The following is a 21,920-nucleotide window of genomic DNA, read 5'->3' as shown; positions in this document are numbered from 1 at the left end:
ATGAAGATAACGCATAAATATACTCGTTTCCTGGCTGCTGCCACCCTTAGTACGGGGTTGCTTTTCGGCTGCGAGATAGATGAGGTTACGGATTTCGATAATCCCTCGGTAGAGTCTGTAACAAACGATGCCTCCCCTGCAGAGCTGCAGGTGCTGGTTACGGGCCTCGGAGCCCGTCACAGGGAGTATTATGAAAACGTAAATCAATTGTTCGGCACATTTGGCCGTGAGGTTTATCCTTATTTCGGATCTGACCCCCGGTTTACCAATGAGTGGCTCGGGTTGAATATTACCACTACGTACCCTGACTTCTTTGCTTCAGGTGCATCCTATACCAGTCCCTACCAGGCTGTTTTGCAGGCAAACGTTCTCATAGAGGCGGCGACTAACTCCACTTCTATTGATGAGCAGCAGAGAGCCGGTTATACAGGAGTAGCTAAGACCATTAAGGCCTTTCAGCTTCTATGGCCACTGCTGCAGCAGTATGAAAATGGCATCAGGGTAGATGTGGAAGATAACCTGAACCCAGGCCCTATAGTAGACTATGGCGTGGCCCTGGATGAAATCCGTCAAATACTTGAGGACGGAGCCGATGACCTGGAGGCTGCAGGAGAATCATTTAATTTCGCACTTACCAGCGGATTTGGAAGCTTCAGTACTCCCGAAGGTATGCTTCAGGTGAACCGTGCTATAGCCGCACGAGCTGCCCTCTATGACGAGGACTTTGACGCTGCACTGCAGGCACTGGGCGAATCATTTATGAACCTTGCATCCACTGACTCTGCTGCGCTTTACAATGGGGTATACCATACGTGGGGAAATCCTCCGGACGATCCCAATCCGCTCTATTACCCTTACGACCGCGAAACGAGCACCATCCTCATCGTACATCCTGCTATGATCGATGATGCCGAACCCGGAGACCGCAGGATAAACAAATTTGCCGAGAGGGTACAGAATCCGGTAGTAAACTCTAACATCAAGGATGCTGTAAGCGGTGATCCAATCCCCGGATTGTATCAGGACAACCGCTATGAGAGCCCTGAGGAGCCAACGCCATGGTTCCGTAATGAAGAACTTCTACTCATATATGCAGAAGCTAATGTGAGAAGTTCTTCACCTGACTTCATAGAAGCTATCGGGGCGATCAACACCATACGGAATATATGGGGTTTGCCTGACTACTCTGGCGCTGCTACAGCAGATGCGCTTATAGACGAAATATTATTTAACCGTCGCTATAGCCTGTGGCAGGAAGGTGGTCACCGCTGGATAGACCTTCGCCGTCTGGGCAGACTTAATGCTACATACGTAGACCTTCGTGAAGGGGGTAACCTCTTCCAGCAGGTAGCCAGACGTACCAGTGAAACTAACTGGGATGCGGAAAACAACTAAGTAAAGCTTAATATAGCTTGACAGCACAAGAAAAGGCTGCCCGCATCTGCGGGCAGCCTTTTCTGTTTTTATCCCCTATGGCTTACCCCTCTGCCAACGGTGAATGGAAGGCCATGCAGAATCATTCAAAGATGAAAATAGTAGATTTACCAGATCAATAAGTGTTTAAACAACATATTAGGAAGTACCCCATCAATCTTACAGCTTTTATGGGTTACTCCCGTTCCGTATATTTATTAAGAGCAAATGACATCTTAAACACACCTTAAAAACCATATATGAAATTCACCTATACGATTCTTCTTACCAGCATTATTTGCCTGTGCTCCTACCAGTCCGAAGCACAATTCCTGAAAAAACTGGGAGAGAAAGTCTCTAAAAAAGTAGAGCAAACTGTAGAACGAAAAGCTGAGCAGAAAGCTGAAAAAAGCACCGAGAGTGCTATGGACAGTCTTTTTGCACCTTCCAATAAAGGGAATACGAAAAACGCGGAAGCAGATCAGAAAAGGGCAGAAGCGATGATGCAGGCAATAATGAATACTGAGCCTGTGGATGTGGCTGATAGGTATTCATTTCGGGTTATCGCCACCATGGAGATAGAGTCATACAGCAAGCGTAAAACGGAAACCCAGACCATGAAGCAGGGATACGGCACCGGAGCCCTGTACATTGAGATGGATAATTCACCAGATAACCCCATCATCACTGACCTTGAAAACGAGGCGATGATCATGCTGGACACTAAGAAAAATACCGCCCAGGTCATGTCCTTGTCCTGGATGAAAAAGATGGGAGCTTACGAAGACGAAGATGATTATCAGATGGAAGATGCTGATATATCTGTTGGCAAAACCGGCAATACAAAAACCATCGCGGGGTATAACTGTGAAGAATATATCATCACCACTGATGAGGGCAAAACACATGCCTGGTTTACCTCAGAAGTGAATTTTGACTATGATGATTACCTGAACGGGTTCACTAACATGTTTGGTAAGAAAAAGGAGACCAACCCCATGCTACAGCTCACGGGTATGTCAAGAGGGTACGTAATGGAGATGACCGCCTTTGACAAAAAGGGTGAAAAGACCACTAAAATGGTTGTAACTGATATTTCAGAAAATGAAAAAAACATCAGCATGAGTCAATTTGAAGTGCAGAGCCTGATGAGCGGAGCAGGAGGAAACTAGTCTTTCCCTAAATAAGAAAATACAGTCAGAGGCTCCTGTACGAATGCAGGAGCCTCTGACTTTTTAAGAGCATCCCCCTATAGCTTTTTTGACTTGAGGCGAAGGCTGTTTGCCACTACAGAAACAGAACTGAAGGCCATTGCTGCTCCGGCAATCATGGGATCCAGCAGAAACCCGTTCAGAGGATACAGCAGGCCGGCAGCAATAGGGATACCGATGGTATTGTAGATGAAAGCCCAAAAAAGGTTCTGCCGGATGCCTCTTACAGTAAGAGTAGATAATCTTAGTGCCTTTGGTATAGACTCGAGGTCACTGGTGATAAGCGTCATTTTAGCCACATCCATAGCTATATCTGAACCATGTCCCATAGCAATACTAAGATCAGCATGGGCCAGCGCTTCAGAGTCATTAATACCATCCCCCACCATAGCCACCACTTTTCCCTCTTGCTGCAATGATTTGATATAAGCGGATTTATCTGCAGGCCTTACCTCGCTTTTATACCGCTCTATACCTACCTCACGGGCCACAGCCGTAGCCGTATCCTCATTATCACCAGTAAGCATGTGCACCTCTATACCCTTTTCCTTAAGCCTGGTGATAGCCCTGGCTGAGCCGGGTTTGATTCTATCAGAAATGGCCAATACCGCCAGTAAGTGCCGGTTATCAGCAAAATAAATGACTGTTTTTGCCTCCTTTTGCCACCGGACCGCAGTCTCTGCTATGGTTCCATCTATATTAATACCCTTTTCAGCAAGTAAAGCCGGGCTACCCGCCACATATTCACCCCCTGCTGCTACCGCACTGACCCCCTTACCCGTCAGGCTGGTAAAGCCATCAAGTCCCGCAGGTGAGATTTTCTTTTCCCTGAGATAATCGGTTACCGCCCGTGCTAACGGATGCTCTGAGCGGGACTCCATAGCAAGTAATATACCCAATACTTCACTGTTCTCCTTTGCCCCTCCTGTAAGCTCTATACCGGTAACCTGAGGCTTACCCTCTGTGATCGTACCCGTTTTATCCAGTACGATAGTGTCTGTTTTATGTCCCAGTTCCAGGCTTTCCGCATCCTTTACAAGGATATTGTTCTCAGCACCTTTCCCTATGCCTACCATAATTGCAGTAGGAGTAGCCAGTCCCAGTGCACAGGGACAGGCAATAACCAGTACAGCTATAGAAGTAAGCAACGCATGAGTAAAGGCCTCCTCACCCCCAAGCCACATCCACATAATAAACGTGATAAGGGAAATTGCGAGTACCGTCGGCACGAATATACCCGCTATCTTATCCGCGAGCTTCTGCACAGGAGCTTTGCTTGACTGAGCCTCTTTCACACTCCGGATGATCTGCGCCAGCAGGGTCCCCCCTCCTACCTTATCTGCTCTGAAAGTAAAACTCGCCTTTTGATTGACCGTACCGGCATAGACTGCCCCCCCCTCTTCTTTGCTCACAGGCATGGGCTCCCCGGTAATCATGCTTTCATCCACAAAAGATTGTCCGCTAAGTACTGTACCATCCACAGGGATCTTTTCACCCGGCCGCACAAGGATCTCATACCCCTCTTCCACCTCAGAGACCGGCACCTCTTTTTCTTCTCCCCCTATAATAACGATGAGCGACTTAGGCTGCAGGCTCATAAGCTTTTTCAAGGCAGAAGAGGTGTTGGATTTGGCCCGTTCTTCCAGCAGTTTACCAAAAGAAATGAAAGTGATGATGACCGTAGCCGCCTCATAATACACATGAGGCTGTAAGCCCTTTTCCACCCAGAAGGAAGGGTAAAATGTATTAAACACACTGAATGCAAAAGCTATACCCGTACTAAGTGCCACCAGGGTATCCATATTGGCACGCCCGTGTCTGGCCTGCTTCCATGCATGGATAAAAAAGCTGCGACCAAAGTAAAACAGGACAGGTATAGTGAATACAAGCGATATATAAGGACCGGCCGTCCAGTCCATAAAAAACATACCAATGATAAAGACAGGAAAGGTCAGAATAGCCGACCAGATAGTGCGTTTTTTTAATGCCCGATAGTGAGCCTCCCTCGCTTCTTCCTGCTTAGCTTCAGCGTTACCCCCTTCCACGATCAGGTCATATCCTACACCTTGGACCGCCTTCCTGAGCGCCAAAGGAGTCAGTTGTGAACTGTAGCTTACAGCCACGGTACCGGAAGCGAAGTTCACGCTGGCCTCCGATACACCGGGTGTGTGCTGCAGTGTGGACTCCACACTGGCCGCACAAGCGGCACAACTCATCCCCGTAACCGGAAATGTACGCCTGATGTCCTTATCCTCCACGTTGCTTGTTAGCTGCTCTTCCTCAATCATACCATGTATCTTTACAGTATTACTACAACAAAGATGAGAAAATGATTAGGCTGAGGTATTATAGAATATTGACAGCGGCTTACAAGATTTTGCTTAAATGGAATCCAGCGGCTTACGTTCAGGACGAGTAAGCTTTTTAAAGTCAGATGGCGTCATGCCAGTCTCCTTTTTAAACTGAGAGGAAAGATAAGAGGTACTGCTATACTGCATGTCAGCCGCTATTTGCGATAAACTCATCTCGTTGTAACACAACAGCTCCTTTACACGCTCTATCTTCTGCCTCGTCACAAACTTCTCGATGGTCATACCCTCTACCGAAGAAAACAGACGGCTCATGTAGGCATAGTCATGATGAAGCCCTTCTTCCAGAAGAGTAGAAAAGTTAACCGTGCGTTCCTCTCTGCTGTGATGTATCTGGTGTACAATCAGGCTCTTTATCCGGGATACCAGGCGGGCATTGTTTTCCTCCAGCAACTCGAAGCCCTGAGTAGCAAGGTCAGTCCCCAGCTCTTCAACAGTACTCCCATCTATCTCCTCTGCCAGTTCCACGCGACCAAGCTCTACCCCGGTAAAGGGGATGTTATTATTCAGCAGGGTCTGCCTTACAGCCTCTATACAGCGCGGGCAAACCATGTTTTTGATAAAGAGAGTATTGTTATCTTTCATATGCTCTATTTTGCATACGCTGGAAGAATGCATGATGTTATTATCAAATCCATTTCTTACCCCCATATCAAGAGTGATTGAAAAATGGTATATTCAGAGACAGACCAAAAAATATTTGCTATGAAAAAGAAAATAAAGATCTCCAACCTGCAAGTGAAAAGTTTTGTAACTGACATCGGGGCTACAAACATCCATATCATTAAAGGAGGAGGCGATGACACTAAAGACTATGAGTGTAAGCGGCTAAGCTACCTGGCCTACACCTATTGCAGTTGTATTTGATTCGGCAAAATAATAATCGTGGCGCTCTCTACCGGGAGCGCCATTTTTATAAACTGTCATCCTGATATCCCGGCTCCTGCCTCATTAATTTCTTCCAAATTGCTATATTAAAATGAAGGGCTGCCTGAGAGTGGATGCCTCTACCCAAACCCTGTCAGATGAACAACAAAACCCTGCAATGGTCACTTAGTGTGGCCCTGGCCGGTTTTCTTTTCGGCTTTGATACAGTTGTAATTTCCGGTGCCAACCTCCCTATCAGGGAGCTGTGGGATACCACTCCTTTCTTTCACGGCACCTTTATCATGTCTATGGCCTTATGGGGCACCGTACTAGGGGCCTTAGGAGGTAGCTGGCCTACTGATAGGCTGGGAAGAAAAAAGACCCTTTTCTGGATAGGTGTTTTGTACTTTGTAAGTGCCCTAGGGTCGGCCCTCGCCACCGGCCCCTACGTATTCAGCTTTTTTCGCTTTATAGGAGGAGTAGGCGTCGGAGCATCATCTGTAGCGGCGCCCACCTACATAGCTGAAATCACCTCATCAAACAACCGGGGTAAGCTCGTTGCCCTTTACCAGTTCATGATCGTATTTGGTATTCTGATAGCCTATATCTCCAATTTCCTGCTCGAAGGTTTTGGCGGCATTAATGACTGGCGGTACATGCTCGGTGTAGAAGGTATACCCGCCTTCATTTATTGTCTTTTTGTACTCGGTGTGAGCAATAGCCCCCGATGGCTCTATCTGCACCGTCATGACCGCGAAGGGGCACTCAGAATACTCCGACAAATAGATCCGTCCACCGCAGAATCACGCCTGCAGGATATGCGGGAAGACCTCGAAAGGGACGCTGATGCCCCGGCATTTTTCTCCAATCGATTTACCAAACCTATAGTCCTGGCATTTTTACTGGCCTTTTTCAATCAGCTATCAGGGATCAATTTCATACTATACTACGCCCCCGAGCTGTTAGAACTGGCAGGGCTCGCCCCTAAAGACTCCCTCTTCAATGCCATATCCATAGGAGGTATCAATCTCGTCTTTACACTTTTAGGCTTAGCGCTGATAGACCGCATGGGACGAAAAGCACTTATGTATGTAGGTAGCATAGGCTATATTACAAGTCTGGCACTCACTGCTTTCGCATTTTATTACAGGCTTTCACCAGACCTGCTGCTGGCATTTATTTTACTATTCATTGCCAGCCACGCTATAGGTCAGGGCGCAGTCATATGGGTGTTTATTTCTGAAATATTTCCCAACAAGGTCCGGGCACGAGGACAGTCACTAGGGTGCGGTACTCATTGGGTATTTGCCGCCCTTATCACCCTGCTCACCCCTGTATTTATCGACCGACAGGAAGGTGTCTTCGGCCAGAATCCCTGGCCCGTCTTTGCTTTTTTTGCCTTTATGATGGTACTTCAACTACTGTATGTCCACTTTTTGATGCCGGAAACCAAGGGAAAAACACTCGAAGAACTTTCAAAAGAAATCCACGCATGAGACGCTACGTAACCTACCTCTTCACCCTTTTTGTCATAGGCTGTACCACACAAGGTGAAATGAATGTACCCGTAACGACTGAAACTGCCGCTTACCTTGAGCCTCACCGGCTCCAGTTTCACTTTTCTCCGCCCGAGATGTGGATGAATGACCCTAATGGCATGGTCTATCATCACGGAGAGTATCACCTGTTTTACCAATACTACCCGGACAGTACAGTGTGGGGCCCCATGCACTGGGGCCATGCCATAAGCAAGGACCTGGTTCACTGGGAACACCTACCCATAGCCCTCTATCCGGATAGTATGGGCTATATATTTTCCGGCAGCGCCGTAGTAGATCACCAGAATACATCCGGACTGGGCAATCCTGATGAGCCAGCCATAATAGCCATCTACACATATCATGATCCGGAAGGCCACCCTGCCAGCCGCAGGGACTTTCAGACCCAGGCCATTGCTTTCAGCACAGACAAGGGCCGTACCTGGACTAAATATAAAGGCAATCCGGTACTACCCAACCCCGGTATTCAGGACTACCGTGACCCCAAAGTGATCTGGCATCAGGAGACAGAAAGATGGATCATGGCCCTCGCCGTAAAAGATCACATTCGCTTTTACTCCTCACCGAACCTCACAGACTGGAAAGAAGAAAGCCGGTTTGGAGAAACTACCGGAGCACATGGAGGAGTGTGGGAGTGTCCGGACCTCTTTCCACTGGACGGCCGATGGGTACTGCTGGTAAGCCTGAATCCCGGAGGCCCTAACGGAGGCTCGGCCACACAGTATTTTGTAGGAGACTTTGACGGTAAAACGTTTACGGCCCAGGACAACAGCACGCGATGGCTGGACTACGGACGGGATAACTATGCGGGTGTAACCTGGGCAGGTATACCCGAACGCGACGGCAGGCGTATTTTCATGGGGTGGATGAGCAACTGGGACTACGGCCAAAAGGTACCCACCACCCCCTGGCGCAGTGCCATGACAGTGCCCCGGGTATTAAACATCCTCCCTACCCCTGCCGGAGATGTGGTCACCTCCGTCCCCGCAAGAGAGCTGGCACAGTTGCGGGGGGAACCAGTCCAGTTTATCATAACAAAAGATGGTGCAATAAAAACAGCATCCGGTGGAATCTATAACCTGGAGATGGAGATCAGCAATGGAGGGAATGAAATGGAAAGCTTTGAACTACACCTTACTAACGCAGAAAATGACACCCTACTAGTAGGGTATGATGCAGTTAATAAGCAATTGTATATAGATCGTGACAAGGCAGGAAAGACAGATTTTAGCGACAATTTTACCGGCAGGCAGACAGCACCATTTAATCCGGGCAGAAAAATGATCAGCCTCAGCCTGTTAGTCGACACAGGCTCCCTTGAGCTATTTGTTAACCAGGGGGAACTCGTGATGACAAGCCTGTTCTTTACTGATAATCCCCTCAGCCACGTTACCTTTCATAGCTCCGGACCGAAACTGATGGTGTATGGCAGATGGTTCAAATTATCCGCAATATGGGACAACTATGTGGGAATGTGAGTAAACCTGACCTCAACCTTATCTTACCCACACAAGGTCTCTGCCTTCCGCATCCCCTTCCACTATCCCTGCTTCTTTTAAAGTAAAAAGCACGCTTAGCAGCATTTTATTGCTCACCCAGCTATCAGTAGCCCACTCCGTTACATGAAACCAGTATTTGGCGTCCTTATGCGCTATCCCATATTCATCACTTATAAGCACTGGTGCATCCGGAGTTTGCATAAACTCTTCACAGCTCCTGTGAATCACCCTTAGCATTTTATCAAGCGCCTTAGGCTCCCTCGCTATAATAGATTCGGTAGCAGCGATCATAAAACAAGGCCATGGGGTGATAAACTCACCTACCCGCCTCAGCACCCCCTCATCCACATAAGGTTTTGTCGTAAACTTCTCCCAATAAAAAATATCTGTTTCACCTTCGTTCAGTGATTTGATCGCTCCATCTATATCATTAACGATCACGAACTGCTCTTCCTGCAACTGGCGGCCTTTCATGAGTGCGTCTACCGTAGGCATCAGGTGAGACCCAGACCCTGTACGGCTGATCGCAATCGTTTGGTCAAATATATCATCGTACTCTCTTACAGAACTCTTCACCCCCGTATGCACCCCCCATATCAAAGGAGATTTCACATAACCACTCACTATACGGCTCGAGTTTCCCCGCAGGATATCAGTAATGATCCCTTCAGTGAGTAATATACAAGCGTCACAGGTTTCATCTCTTAGTGCCTGGTTCATCTGACCCGTGCCACCAGGGCAATTAACCCATTCCAGGTCAATTCCTGCTTCTGAGAATCTCCCTTCTTTAACCGCCTTATGAATCGGGTAATTAAAATGCTCGGGCACACCTCCGAGCCTGATCTTAATCGAGGTCATATCAAAAAATTTACTCCCTGCTCATCATTCTGAAACCCAATGCCTCAGTATTTTCATCTTCTAAGGGCGCCAAAAATATAGAAATCAGACCATTAATTAAAATGCTAACATAGCAGGGCTGCCCCATACCGAACCGGTGCCCCTCACCGGCTTTCTATTTAGACCAAACGTATACCTCCCCCTTCCTGATAGGTCATTGTTAAGAGGCATTATTATTTCCCGGACCTGAATATGGCTGTTAAGGAAAAGGTTCCTTTTTCCAATGGACAGGGTCTTATGTCATTCGACCTTTTATATCTGCAGCTCGTCGATATTTTAGGACAGTCGTAGACGTATTGAAGTATCTTCAACTTTCCTTTAAACTACCAACATGCTAATAACCAACCCGGCAAAAGAAAGAATAATAGACAGTCTGTCCCCGGACTGCCTCAATGTGCTACTGGTGGCCGAAGAGTGCAACCTTAGCATAAATGACCTCATCGAAATAGCTAATGAGAAAGGCCTGGCAATAGCCGGAGGCCTGTTTCCCGCCGTTCTGTATGATACAGCCTACTACAAGGATGCCGTCATTATACGTCAGCTGCCGAATGCACTGGGTACCGCCCTGGCACAGGATATCAGCACCCATACCGAATTCCACCTCCCCGATAAACCCGAAGGTGCCAGGTCCGCCTTCGTATTTGTCGACGGACTCTCCTCCGGTATTCCCTCTGTTCTAAACGGCATCTACCAAAAGTATTGGGATACCTTGACCTTTACCGGAGGAGGTAGCGGATCTCTCACACTGGAACAAAAACCTTGTATATTCACCAATGAGGGCTTTTACCAGGATGCCGCACTTCTTATTTTCATTCAAAACAGCATAAGTCCGGGCGTAAAACATGGATGGAAAAAAATAGCAGGCCCATTCCAGGTAAACGCTTCTCAGGGTAATGTATTAGCTGAACTAAACTGGAAACCCGCGTTTGAAATATACCGGCAAGAGGTACAAAAGCATAGTACAGAATCATTTAGCGGGGACAATTTCTTTAACATAGCCAAAGGCTTCCCATTCGGAGTATACCGTGAAGGAATGGAAGATGTCGTGCGTGACCCGATTATGACCAAAAAGGACGGTAGCCTCGTTTGTGTGGGAGAAGTACCCAGATACTCTATGGTAAACCTGCTCATGGGTGAGCCCACCGTTTTAATAGAAAGTGCCAGGCAGGCAGCAGCAGAAGCCTGCGCAGACGTCGAGCCGGTGGATATATTTGTTACAGACTGCATAAGCAGAGTATTGTTTCTGGAAGATGGCTTTAAAGGTGAAATCGGAGCCATCAGAAAGGTTATTAAAGATAAAAACCCTGAGTTAAATTTGAAAGGAATTTTGTCATTAGGAGAAATTTCTTCCTTTGGGGATGGATATTTAGAATTTTTTAACAAAACTGTAGTCGTATCAGCTTTTCATTGAAATGAATGATGCCTACCAGCAAATGTCCCTGCTCTATGAGCTTAGTTTAAGTATTACCAAAAGCGACGACCCTGCCACCACGGCAGGTAACTTCATTCGTAAGTTACTAAGCCGGAAGAACCTGAACTACGGAGCGATATGGCTCTTGGAAAACCAGGAGGAAAAATACCTGACTTTCAGGCAACTGTATAGCATGCCTCACTTTGATCATGAATCGCGAATAAGGGCCGGTGTCTATAAAGAATATTTTGGCCATAACCGTTACGGTACAGGCACCTACTCCCTTTTCGAATCAAACGAGCGGCGTGGCTATTACGCCTATATAAAATTAGGTGAGCTGGGGCTTATAGAACTTTACAGCCGTAGCCATCCTGATAAGCTGAAACCGGAAGTGGTCTACCCTATGGCAGATGTAGCAGATCAACTCGCCTTGTCTATAAAAAGCAGCCTGAGATACCGCAGACTGCAGGAAGAAATAGCAGAAAGAGAGAAAGCAGAGCAGCTACTAAAGGCACAGGAAGAAAAATACCATCGTATTATAGAAAATATTCGCCTCGGCCTGATCGAGGTGGATAACGACAACATCATCCTGCATGCAAACCAGTCCTTCCTGGATCTCCTAGGCTGGTCACTACCCGAGATTCTAGGTAAAAATGCAAAGGAGCTGTTTCTGGATGATAAAGCACAAAAAAAGATGGAAAGACAGACCCAAAGACGGCTGGAGGGGAAGTCCGGATCTTACGAAATTGCACTTACCGATAAAAACGGAAACGAAAAGTGGGTCGTCATCAGCGGGGCCCCTAACTATAATAAAGAAGGCCAGCGCATAGGCTCCATAGGCATTCACCTGGATATTTCACACCAGAAGAGGCTGGCAGAGGAATTTGCTTTTAAGGAAGCCCAGTTAGAAAACTTCTTCGGTGAATCGCTCGATGCCTTAATCACTATTGACAAACACGGCAACATCCTCCAATGGAACCCGCAGGCCGAAAAGACCTTTGGTTTTGACAGAGAGGAAGTAATAGGAAAAGCCCTGCATGAAACCATTATCCCTCATAATTACAGGTCCGCGCATCAGAAAGGCATGAAAAACTTCTTTGATACAGGAGAAGGACCAGTGCTTAACAACCGTATCGAAATTACAGCACTCGATAAATCAGGGCGGGAATTCCCTATAGAACTTACCGTTTTCCATATCAAGCATGCCGAAGAACACTTTTTCACAGCCTTTTTGCGCGACATATCCGAACTGAAGGAGTCCAGAGAAAATATGGTGAAGGCCCTCGAAAAACAAAAAGAGCTCAATACACTCAAAAGCCAGTTTATAAGCATGACTAGCCATGAGCTCCGTACACCTCTCACCACTATTCGCACCGATGTCGAACTGGTAAATTACCAGCTTGAAAATATGCCTGAGCTCGACCGGAAGCGGCTCAGGAACAACCTATCACGCATAGATACGAGCGCCGACAGACTCCATCAACTCATTAATAACATCCTGCTCATTGGGCAGATGGATACACACAAAGTACCCTTTGCGCCGGTAGATACAGATATAGAAGAACTGCTAAAAAAGAAAATCCTCACACAACACCCCACCATCAAATACCAGGTAGAAGGCGACCCCTATAGACTCGATATAGATCACAAGCTGTTTACCCATATCATGGAAAATCTGGTCCAGAACGCCTATAAGTACTCTGCAGACCGGCAAGAGCCGGAGCTCACCCTTCAGTTTGGGGAGGCAGGCGTTAAACTAATGGTAAAGGACCATGGCATAGGCATTCCGGAGAGAGACCAGAAGCGCCTCTTCGAGACATTTTACCGTGCCTCCAATGTGGGTAACGTTCAAGGCTCCGGACTCGGTCTCGCTATAGTGAAAGAATTTGTAAAACTACACGGAGGATTTATTACCTTTAGTAGTAAAGAGAGCATTGGGACTATTTTCACTGTACATTTTCCAATTAAACCAGTTAAATAAATGAACGGATACAATATACTAATCATAGAAGACGACTCTAATATTGCAGCTTCACTCTCCGAAATGCTTGAAATACTGAACCATAATGTGGCAGGGGTGGCCGATAGTTATGAAGTCGCCATAAAGGAACTGGAAACTAAAGATATTCAACTTGCCCTTGTCGACATACAGCTAAGAGGAGATAAATCAGGAATAGAGGTAGCCGAACAATTAAAAAATAATTATAAAATACCCTTTATTTTCACCACCGCCTTTGCCGATAAGGAAACAATAGAAAAAGCCGCTGTACACAGCCCATACGGCTATATTGTGAAACCATACAGCATGAAGGAAATCAATGCAGGGATCGAGATCGCTGTCCAGAACCATGCAAATCTGAAAAACCTTAAGGCAGAGGATGAAGGAGTATTCAACCAATCCAGCCTGTTCATAAAAAGCAACTCCCGACTGGTACGTGTAGCCATGGATGATATACTCTATGTAGAGGCAAAAGGAGATTATGCCGTTTTTAAAACCGAGCAAAAAGGATACGTGGTACACACCACCTTTAAAAACGTAGAGGAGAAACTGGATCCCCAAAAGTTTGTGAAAGTGCACCGTTCCTACATAGTGAATATAGATAAGGTAGTAGACATAGAAGAAAACAACCTCCTCATAAAAGAGCAGGTCATTCCCATAAGCCGCGGACAAAAGCCTAACCTGCTTAAGCGGCTAAACACCATATAACCTTATCAAATAAAACTCAGCATATTAAGGTGGGAAAGGCAAAAGTGCCTTTCCCCTTTCTATTTTAAAACAATCCTTCACTTTACCCCCCCCCCGGAGTAACCATTCCCCACCAAATTCCTCTCATACTCCTGGCAGAGGACCCGCCTTCAGAGGCCGGTAATAAATGGCTTATGTTTCACCACAGGAAGTCCCCTGCACCTTGTTCCCAAACAAGATTGACCTGCCATTATCACCTTTCCAAAAACAAAAAAAGCCCATCCGCAGAGCAGACAGGCTTTAACAGCAGAGGCAGGGCAAGTCACCTTACCACAAGCCTTTTCAACCAAACATTCATCACTTCACTTACTCTTATCATATAGACTGCCGCTGGCAGCTCCAGATCCAGCGAGACCTCATCCTCCATATCTCTTCCGTATTCAAACTCTTTTACTACGTTACCCCCCATATCTAAGATAGTGATGGTCCCCTCTCCGGTACGCTCCCCAGGCAGTTGTATAGTGACCCTGTCAGCTGCAGGGTTAGGATATATCCCCGGCTCATCTGACCAAATACCATCCTCAAGCCCCCCTGCACGGGCAGGCTCACTACTGAAAGCGATCCCTGACACCTCCATTTCAACCTCTTCAGACTGCCCCTCACTATGCACGTGAGAAAACACCATACTCTGAAGAACCTTGGGCAACCCGTCAGAACCACCATCTGCCTGCTGAAAAGACGCCAGATCCAGTACCACCGTCACCCTGTTTGCAGAGGCTTCAACCGTCTTTACAAAACGACTCTGCCAGTCCTTCAGATCCGGCGACACCAGGCTCACCTGTACCGGATGAGAAGCACGAATATCAAAACGCAGACTTCGGTAATCTTCAATATTAACCACACTGTGCCCCGCCTTCAGATTACGGAACACATTGATCACATCCGTACTTCTACCCCTCAGTTCGAAGCCTCGCTCTATCATATACTCTCCCCCCATCGGCTCTGATGATACAGGGCGTATATCAAACGAATGGACAGTGCTCCACCCTGAGTTATAATCTACACCCCAGGCCCCATCCGCCAGGTACATATGGTCACTCGTTTGACCGCCATCAGTGCTAATCTCGAATCCTACGTCAAAGAGATACCCCAGGTCCACCTCTACAGTTTCCACAGCCTGGCCGGAAAGAGGAATGATATATGAAACCTGCTCCTCAGCACCCAGCTCCGTTCTTCTAAGCCTCGCACGGAAGTGTATACGATCCGCACCACTGCTGTTATTCATCGATAAGGTAAGTCTGCCACCCTCATAGCCCCCTTTTTGTACAAATACTGCCGGTAGCACATGCTGCCCTTGAGGCTGATGTAACCTTGCCTCTGCACCCGCTTTAGCGAGAATGTATCCCGCTATCCTGAATACCCGGCCTGGTGAGGAAGCCCAAATCTGAAAGTTATGATAATCCCCCGCCGGGTAGCGGTCCAGTTCCCACAGACTGTACACCTCATTAGCTCCTCCGTTTTGCCTGATCGAAAACCAGCAGGCGTACTCCCTATTACCATCCCCGTTCACGATATGGGCGTAAATCACCTTTACCCCGTTAAGAGAGGCATAGCGGATATCAGAGAGCACCCCGCCATTCAGCCTGTCGCAGATAGCCTTTGTGTGGTTATACACCTCTCCATCCGTTTCCAGCGCCAGTGCAGCGGATACCCTGCTTTCATCCGCATAGTAATCAATAGCGAATACATCAGTCGCATTCGTAAGCTGTACCAGGTCTTCGGGACTGGACATGTAGGCTACTTCATTATCATAAAGACCCTCTGCAGGCAGATAATCAGAAAGACGCGTATCACCCTCCATACGGTTGTTAAGCCCCTTGATGAATCTAGCCTGAACCTTCCGTTCATTCTTCTCGCTTTGCTCTTTTTTACGGGTAAAATTCCTTTTGGCAATAGCAGAAGCTAGCCCCCCGTTACTCTCCAGCCCCCCGTTATTTCCTGAAGATACCTCACTCTTGCTATCAGTTATCTGAGTCAGGTTACTTGTCACAATCGCTGTTTCAGTCGAAGCAGTGACATAAAAAAGAGCATCATTAAAGTCCTGGTCGCAACTCGCCAGATCTCTTCGAATATCTTCAAAACCTAACACAATAACATTCTCCTGCGCATCATGAAGCAAGACATTATGAAAACGGTCGCTCTCATTACTTTCCGGGTTGAAATCAGGATTTGAGAAAAGCACCCAGTTCCCATCCGTAACCCCCGTCTCCGCCCCTTTCCAGCCATCCGCAATAAGCACCCATCCTATCCCGGTATTAGCAGGGAATCTGCCGAGTTTCACCCTGTCGCCTACAAACAGTCCGCCTCCGCTACCTCCTTCCGACACATTCGGGAAGATAATCGTGATATCTTCCTGAGCGGGCGACGTTGTGTAAGGTGCAGACAGATCATACGTGTAGTAGCCCAATACATTTTTATAGCCTGCACCCTCTTTCACAAAAGTGACCCATATATCAGCTGTTTCCTGCAGCTTTATATCAGTATCATATCCTGAGGAAATGTAATGCGGATTGTATTCAGGTACGGGGTACGATTCCGGAAGCGAGGCACTTATATCAGCCAGCAATTTGTCGGAAATCTGATCTCGTCCGTCGAGATAATCAGGCACACCATTGGCATCAAAAGTGCCCATGTATTGGTATTGTGCATACCCTGCTATACTCAGCATACTGAAAATGAGGGTGTAGATAAATTTCTTCATAATCGATCGTGTTTTTTCAGAAAAGGCTTGTGTAGGTTTACAGTTTATCGAAGAAAAAGGGCTTGGGGCTGAGCCTGTAGGCCAGTCTTACGCCTATGTGGCTATAAGAAAATCCAGCCACCGATACAGCCGAAATGCTGCTGTGTCCCGCCGTCAACTCCGCCTCCAGGTTACCGAAAGTATGAGAAGCAGACGCTTTTATACGCCAGGTAGGTTGCTCAATACCATCACTGAACTGCAGGCCACCCGCCGCATCTACCTGTAGCTTAAACTTGTCACCACTATGCGTAAGACCTGCAAAAAGCTCCGGTTGATGATAGCTTTTAGGACTATAGTAGTTTTCGGGTTTGGTTTCAGCAAAAGACATGAACAGATAATTCAGCCCAGCCTTTACCAAAGGTTTTTTCGTCAGGTTTCGGTATACAGAAGTAAAGGCGAGAAAGCGTTTATTGCCATCCGTAAAGCGGCTGGTGTACGCTTCGCTATACCAGCCCAGGCGGGGTATTTTCCAGAACATAGCATTCTTTACCACCACGTGATGCGCCTTAAGATCCTGAGCCACCAGTGCCTGGTTAAAGTCTTGCACCTCCGAGTAGTAGCCCACCGTAAGGTTCTGTACCTTACTTAGCTGCCAGTGCAGCGAAATGTCAGCCAGGCTATGTCCGTAACCAGAATCGTGTTCATCTTCAGCAACGCTGCTATCCGGTTGCAGGACATAATAGCCGACCTTAGCTCTCAGTTGTATGCCCTTATCAAATTGTCTGCGCACCTCCCCAAAGACACCCTGCCCGTTTACACCGCCCCTGTTATTCTCAGACAAGTATTCATTATGCATATAATGCATTCGCACATGAGTAAGCCCGTTCAGGCTGAACTGCCCGCTTAGCCTGGCGCGGTGGTTATAACTGCCGTCACTCGACTGACCGTTTTCATACCACCCTTCTGCCTTAGGGCTGTGCACCTCATTGAGCTTTTCGATAAAAGCACCCGCATCTTTCTGGCCCGGATAGTACTGCAGCGTTTTAAATCCATAAGCATAAGCCTGCTGGTCCATACCCAGCGCATGGAGCGCATCCGCATTACCCAGGTTACCCGCAAAAGAAGCCGGGTCACCCTCCAGATAAGCCTCAAACAGCCCATTCGCCTTCTTAAAATCACCGAAGTAAGTCGCTACCTGTGCTTTAGTCACCAATATCTCATCCTCTTCAGGATATTGTCTGTAGAGAGAGTCCGCATATTCGCCCGCTTCAGACAGCTTGTTATTCCACAGTAGAGCCGTTACATAATGTAATTGAGCCTGCAGACAGCTCCCCGTATCCTCTGTGCATGCAGAGCCTTTAAGTTCCGTCGCCAGATCCAGAGCGGCAGCATCTTCCTCCAGGAGGTGCAGAGCCACCGAGCGACCTTTCAGTGCAGCCTCCTTATTTTCCAAAGAAGCATATGTCCTCTCAGCCTCCTCAAATTCTCCCGCGATAAGATGTACAGTAGCCTTTAGTTGCAAAGTCTGCTGGTCAGCCGGGTCAGCATGCAGATTTTCCTGGAGCAGCACAAGAGCACTGTCAGTCTCCTGCTTCTGTGCAGCCAACTGATCCGCAAATCCCAGGATGATGAATTTCTTAGAAATAGCCGCCTGTCCGTTACCCGGCGAAGCAGCCAGCGCCAGGTTTATGAAATGATAAGCCCTTGCATAATCCTGCAGCATAGAATGACTGTTCGCCATGCCCAGATAGCCCGCAAAAGCCCCCGGTTCTTTCTCCAGTATATGACCATAAGCAGCCAGTGCCTTTTTACCGTCTTTGTTCCATAAGTGTGCTTCCGCCTGGTTCAACAGTACTTCCATGTCCTCAGGATTTTCCTCAAGCAGACCCTCAAACAAGTCAAGTGCCTTTTCAGTATTGCCATTCAGGCCAGTAGCCCTCCCGTAGCATATCGTAGCCGTTTTATTTCCAGGGTGTTGGCTCAGGAACTTACCGAAGAATGCCTCGGCCTTTTTAAAGTCCCCCTTCTCCAGCATGGCAAAACCCTCATGCATATCCTGCGCTCCTGCAGTGTACAGGATCGCGCTCAGGCAGATAGTAAGTAGTGATGTACAAAGCTTTCTCATAGCTATATCCGGTTTTCTTCGTTCGGTATGATAAAAGTAGGATACAGCGTAAAGGAATTTTCAGGAATGCGGTGAATGGAAGTTTTTACAGGTCGAATGGAAAATCGCCTGTTGAAGTTAGCTTAAAGCCCCTTTTATACCATCCGGCCCGGATGTGCGGCATATAACCTATTATATATAATACAAGAGGGAAAAGCACCGTAATATCGACCATACATCAAACACCCACGAACATGAATCTTGAAATAAAAGCCATTACCCTCGACCGTCCCTCTGATATGGACTATCTGAACGAAGTGATTGTGAGCCGCTCCAGAGAGTCAAGCAGTATAACAATAGACCTTGAAGATGTAGACACCATAAACCTCGCCACCTTCAACTCACTGATCGTATTATATGTAAAACTACGGCGCATGGGTAAAAGCGTCCGCTTTACCAACTGCCACGCCCCCCGTGTAAAAGATCTGATCACCAAAACCCACTTCAGCCATGTATTCTATAGCAAATAAACGTAACATCGGCAGCCTTACAGCCACACTATTTAGCCCTGCAAGAGTGTTTATGCTCAGCTCCATGGTGGTAAACGGTGGCAACTACCTCTATAATATTATGCTGGGCAGGTGGCTGGGGCCAGGAGAGTTTGCAGTGGCAGGCCTGCTCATTACCCTGCTGCTCGTATTCTCCTTCCTGGGTATGACCTTCCAGATCACCACCACCAAGTTCAAAGCAGAGTTGCCCGAAACAGAAAGAAGTCCCTCCGTCCACTGGTTAAGCAAGATAGCCATATACAGCGGCATCCTCTGTGCTTCGCTGCTCATCCTGTTCTCTGTTCCCCTGAGCAAATTCTTTCACATGAACGGGATACTTTCACTATGCAGTTTTGCCCTTTGCCTTCCGCTCTACTTTTCCATGAGCGTGAGCCGCGGCAGCCTGCAGGCCTCAGAGCACTTCTATATGCTGTCAGGCTCCTACCTGGCAGAAATGGTCGCACGCATCCTAACCACCATTGTGTTAGTGCTTTCACTGAATATCACCGGCGTGAGCATATCCTTTTCCATACTACTGTCCGTATGTGCCGGGCTGCTCTTTACCCACCTCGGGCGCTTACCCAAACCTACTTTAGTATACACCCTATCACCGGCATTACGCAGGGGAATCCTTACCTTCTTCAGCGTTACAGCCGGGTATGAGGTAGTACAGATCATGATCAACTACGGAGATATGCTGCTCGTTAAACACTACTTTGACCAAACCATGGCCGGTCTGTATACCTCTATGGCACTGGTAGGCCGCATGATATACTTCATCACCTGGATGGTCGTGATGATTATGGTCCCTGGTATCCTTAACAAACGTAAGCGTGGCGAAGCTTTTTTAGGGACTTTCTACCAGTATGTAGCCTATATATCAGCCTTTTGTGTAGGCACTACGGCAGCAAGTTACCTCTTTCCGGAAGTAGCCGTCACGCTTTTGTTTGGAGAAGCCTACCTTCCCATTGCCCCTTACCTCTGGATGTACGCCCTCGCCACCAGCCTGTTTGCCCTGGCCAATATGTTTATATACCTCAGCCTTACCCTCGATAAATACCCTGCCGTTATGCTCGCCGCCGGTGTAGCGGTGGTACAGATGGCCCTTTATACAGAGTTTCACGATTCCTTCGGTCAGATACTGCTGGTCCAGATCATCTCCATGGCCGTGCTACTCAGTATACAGATGCTCTACTTTATCCGCATACGAAAGACCATATAATATTTTCGCGTTTAGGTTAGGTTAATGTGGGCCGTTCGCCGAAAGGCGGGCGGCTTTTATTTGTAAGAGTGTCAAAATACCTCCCCCCTACCCATACGACAAAATCCCCCTCATGCTTGCAGCACCAGTCTCGCTTTCGGGTACCGATGAAAAAACGCGTATGCGTACTTCTAATCAGTAACAGTCCAGTCTGCACCTCAGCTCCCTGTGCTTCATCATACATCTCCCCGGTAAACATATAACTCACTGCATACCCCTGCACTGTTGTCATCGGCTTTCCGGCACCACCGCAAGCCGTCAGCAGCAACACCGCCAGCATCAGAAAGCCATTCACCATCTTCCGAATAACCGGCGTCGGCCTGCTCCGCTCAAAACACCCTATCGCTTCTTCGCGCACCGTCACATTACCCGCATGGTCCTTTGCTTCCGCCCTCAGCGTAAGGCCCTCTCCTGCTGGCATACCTGTGAGTACCCGGTAACTGAAGTACCTGTTATTCATCACCTCCTCCGCCTCCCCAGTAGTCAATACCTCCCCCGCCGCGTTCAATACCCACACCCTCAGCTCCGCCACCCTGAAGTTATCCTCTGCATAGATACCCACCCTGTCACCCTTGCGACCTCTAAATCCCTTAAGGTCAAACCCATGTATCACCGGGGCCACCAGGTAATCCTTCAGCGCGATATTATAAGCAGAGTTAAAGCCGTCAGCCTGTTCCGCATACAAAGCACCTTTTACCCCATGCTTAGCCGCCGCTTTAGCGTAGCGGGAAGCCTCCCGGAATCGCTCCCTGTGCTGTTTCTGCTTTTCAGAAGCAGGCTTTAAAGACTTCCGTGGCTTTGCCGATAAGATCGTTTTGCCCGCCCGCTGCCGGTACACGACCTCGTCCATCACCATGCCGCTCGCACCTGATATCCAAGGGTTTCTTTCTATTACTGCCATAAGGTTCCGCTCTTTTTTAGTACTCGTAAAAGTAACCACCACCCCCCTTTTCATCACCTTCAGAGTAAGATCCCAACCAAGTATAAGCCCTACTTAACCCATAGCCTTTCTCCCATTAGTTGTATTATACCCATTTACCAGCCTTTACCTATCCCATACCTTTTCTATAGATATCCTGTACCTATTCCATAGGCTTTAGTCACCCACCCTTCATCTTCCATATTGGTATTATTCATAGAAAAATGGCATGAGATCCTACAATTCCTACCTCTCGCCGGCTATATGATGCCTTATGTAGGGTTTATAGAGTAAGTTCATAGTTTGATAAGGAAGGTTTCTTCAGGAATGGACTTGTAATGGATGGTTTTTATCCTTTCGCACTAATAAGGAAGAGGTTCTAAACAAGTAAACCATTCATAGACCCCATGCTTTTGAAAAACCACTCCCAGCAGGA

The 21,920-nt window shown here is 47.6% G+C and carries 16 protein-coding genes; 10 read left to right on the top strand and 6 right to left on the bottom strand.

Annotation, left to right across the window (positions count from 1 at the left end):
- Both AB9P05_RS16430 and AB9P05_RS16425 read left to right on the top strand, forming a co-directional pair.
- The gene (locus tag AB9P05_RS16430; protein ID WP_371909919.1) at window positions 1–1,395 is read left to right on the top strand and encodes a RagB/SusD family nutrient uptake outer membrane protein; all 1,395 of its coding nucleotides are present in this window, start codon (window positions 1–3) and stop codon (window positions 1,393–1,395) included.
- 278 nt (window positions 1,396–1,673) lie between these two features.
- Window positions 1,674–2,585 (top strand): DUF4412 domain-containing protein, encoded by a 912-nt coding sequence (locus AB9P05_RS16425; RefSeq protein WP_371909918.1) that lies wholly within the window; start codon window positions 1,674–1,676, stop codon window positions 2,583–2,585.
- 77 nt (window positions 2,586–2,662) lie between these two features.
- On the opposite strand, the gene AB9P05_RS16420 is transcribed toward AB9P05_RS16425, so the two are convergent.
- On the bottom strand, window positions 2,663–4,912 hold the full coding sequence (locus AB9P05_RS16420; RefSeq protein WP_371909917.1) for a heavy metal translocating P-type ATPase: 2,250 nt from the start codon (window positions 4,910–4,912) through the stop codon (window positions 2,663–2,665).
- Between the two features lie 93 nt (window positions 4,913–5,005).
- Entirely contained in the window at window positions 5,006–5,578 is a 573-nt protein-coding gene (locus AB9P05_RS16415; RefSeq protein ID WP_371909916.1) for a helix-turn-helix domain-containing protein, read from the bottom strand.
- Window positions 5,579–5,698: 120 nt separating this feature from the next.
- Here AB9P05_RS16415 and AB9P05_RS16410 point away from each other — a divergent pair, with 120 nt between their 5' ends.
- The 3 genes from AB9P05_RS16410 (at window position 5,699) to AB9P05_RS16400 (ending at window position 8,897) form a co-directional block, all read left to right on the top strand.
- A complete protein-coding gene (locus tag AB9P05_RS16410) occupies window positions 5,699–5,860 on the top strand; it encodes a pinensin family lanthipeptide (protein WP_371909915.1) in 162 nt (53 codons plus the stop codon).
- Window positions 5,861–6,018: 158 nt separating this feature from the next.
- On the top strand, window positions 6,019–7,356 hold the full coding sequence (locus tag AB9P05_RS16405) for a sugar porter family MFS transporter (protein ID WP_371909914.1): 1,338 nt from the start codon (window positions 6,019–6,021) through the stop codon (window positions 7,354–7,356).
- Window positions 7,353–8,897: a glycoside hydrolase family 32 protein gene (locus AB9P05_RS16400; protein WP_371909913.1), complete on the top strand. Its 1,545-nt coding sequence runs from the start codon at window positions 7,353–7,355 to the stop codon at window positions 8,895–8,897. Before AB9P05_RS16405 ends, AB9P05_RS16400 begins: the two co-directional genes overlap by 4 nt.
- A gap of 18 nt (window positions 8,898–8,915) precedes the next feature.
- Here the strand turns inward: AB9P05_RS16400 and AB9P05_RS16395 are convergent, their stop codons facing one another.
- On the bottom strand, window positions 8,916–9,776 hold the full coding sequence (locus tag AB9P05_RS16395) for a substrate-binding domain-containing protein (RefSeq protein ID WP_371909912.1): 861 nt from the start codon (window positions 9,774–9,776) through the stop codon (window positions 8,916–8,918).
- Between the two features lie 370 nt (window positions 9,777–10,146).
- Here AB9P05_RS16395 and AB9P05_RS16390 point away from each other — a divergent pair, with 370 nt between their 5' ends.
- Genes AB9P05_RS16390 through AB9P05_RS16380 form a run of 3 tightly spaced genes read left to right on the top strand, consistent with a single transcriptional unit; the run spans window position 10,147 to window position 13,933 of the window.
- Entirely contained in the window at window positions 10,147–11,226 is a 1,080-nt protein-coding gene (locus AB9P05_RS16390) for an FIST signal transduction protein (RefSeq protein ID WP_371909911.1), read from the top strand.
- Between the two features lies 1 nt (window position 11,227).
- Entirely contained in the window at window positions 11,228–13,207 is a 1,980-nt protein-coding gene (locus AB9P05_RS16385) for a PAS domain S-box protein (protein ID WP_371909910.1), read from the top strand.
- A complete protein-coding gene (locus AB9P05_RS16380; RefSeq protein ID WP_371909909.1) occupies window positions 13,208–13,933 on the top strand; it encodes a LytR/AlgR family response regulator transcription factor in 726 nt (241 codons plus the stop codon).
- A 301-nt stretch (window positions 13,934–14,234) separates the two neighbouring features.
- Here the strand turns inward: AB9P05_RS16380 and AB9P05_RS16375 are convergent, their stop codons facing one another.
- Together AB9P05_RS16375 and AB9P05_RS16370 are read right to left on the bottom strand one after the other, a co-directional pair.
- Window positions 14,235–16,673, bottom strand: coding sequence for a DUF4114 domain-containing protein (locus AB9P05_RS16375; RefSeq protein ID WP_371909908.1), 2,439 nt, complete (start codon window positions 16,671–16,673; stop codon window positions 14,235–14,237).
- 37 nt (window positions 16,674–16,710) lie between these two features.
- Window positions 16,711–18,777 (bottom strand): tetratricopeptide repeat protein, encoded by a 2,067-nt coding sequence (locus AB9P05_RS16370; protein WP_371909907.1) that lies wholly within the window; start codon window positions 18,775–18,777, stop codon window positions 16,711–16,713.
- 233 nt (window positions 18,778–19,010) lie between these two features.
- Here AB9P05_RS16370 and AB9P05_RS16365 point away from each other — a divergent pair, with 233 nt between their 5' ends.
- Both AB9P05_RS16365 and AB9P05_RS16360 read left to right on the top strand, forming a co-directional pair.
- On the top strand, window positions 19,011–19,286 hold the full coding sequence (locus AB9P05_RS16365; protein WP_371909906.1) for an STAS domain-containing protein: 276 nt from the start codon (window positions 19,011–19,013) through the stop codon (window positions 19,284–19,286).
- The gene (locus AB9P05_RS16360; protein ID WP_371909905.1) at window positions 19,267–20,526 is read left to right on the top strand and encodes a hypothetical protein; all 1,260 of its coding nucleotides are present in this window, start codon (window positions 19,267–19,269) and stop codon (window positions 20,524–20,526) included. The genes AB9P05_RS16365 and AB9P05_RS16360 overlap by 20 nt, the downstream gene beginning before the upstream one ends.
- A 16-nt stretch (window positions 20,527–20,542) precedes the next feature.
- Here AB9P05_RS16360 and AB9P05_RS16355 read toward each other — a convergent pair whose 3' ends face one another.
- Window positions 20,543–21,466, bottom strand: coding sequence for a hypothetical protein (locus tag AB9P05_RS16355; protein ID WP_371909904.1), 924 nt, complete (start codon window positions 21,464–21,466; stop codon window positions 20,543–20,545).
- Between the last annotated feature and the right edge of the window lie 454 nt (window positions 21,467–21,920).

It is taken from the genome of Roseivirga sp. BDSF3-8, assembly GCF_041449215.1.
Lineage (GTDB): Bacteria > Bacteroidota > Bacteroidia > Cytophagales > Cyclobacteriaceae > JBGNFV01.
This window is presented reverse-complemented; position numbering and strand designations above follow the sequence as displayed.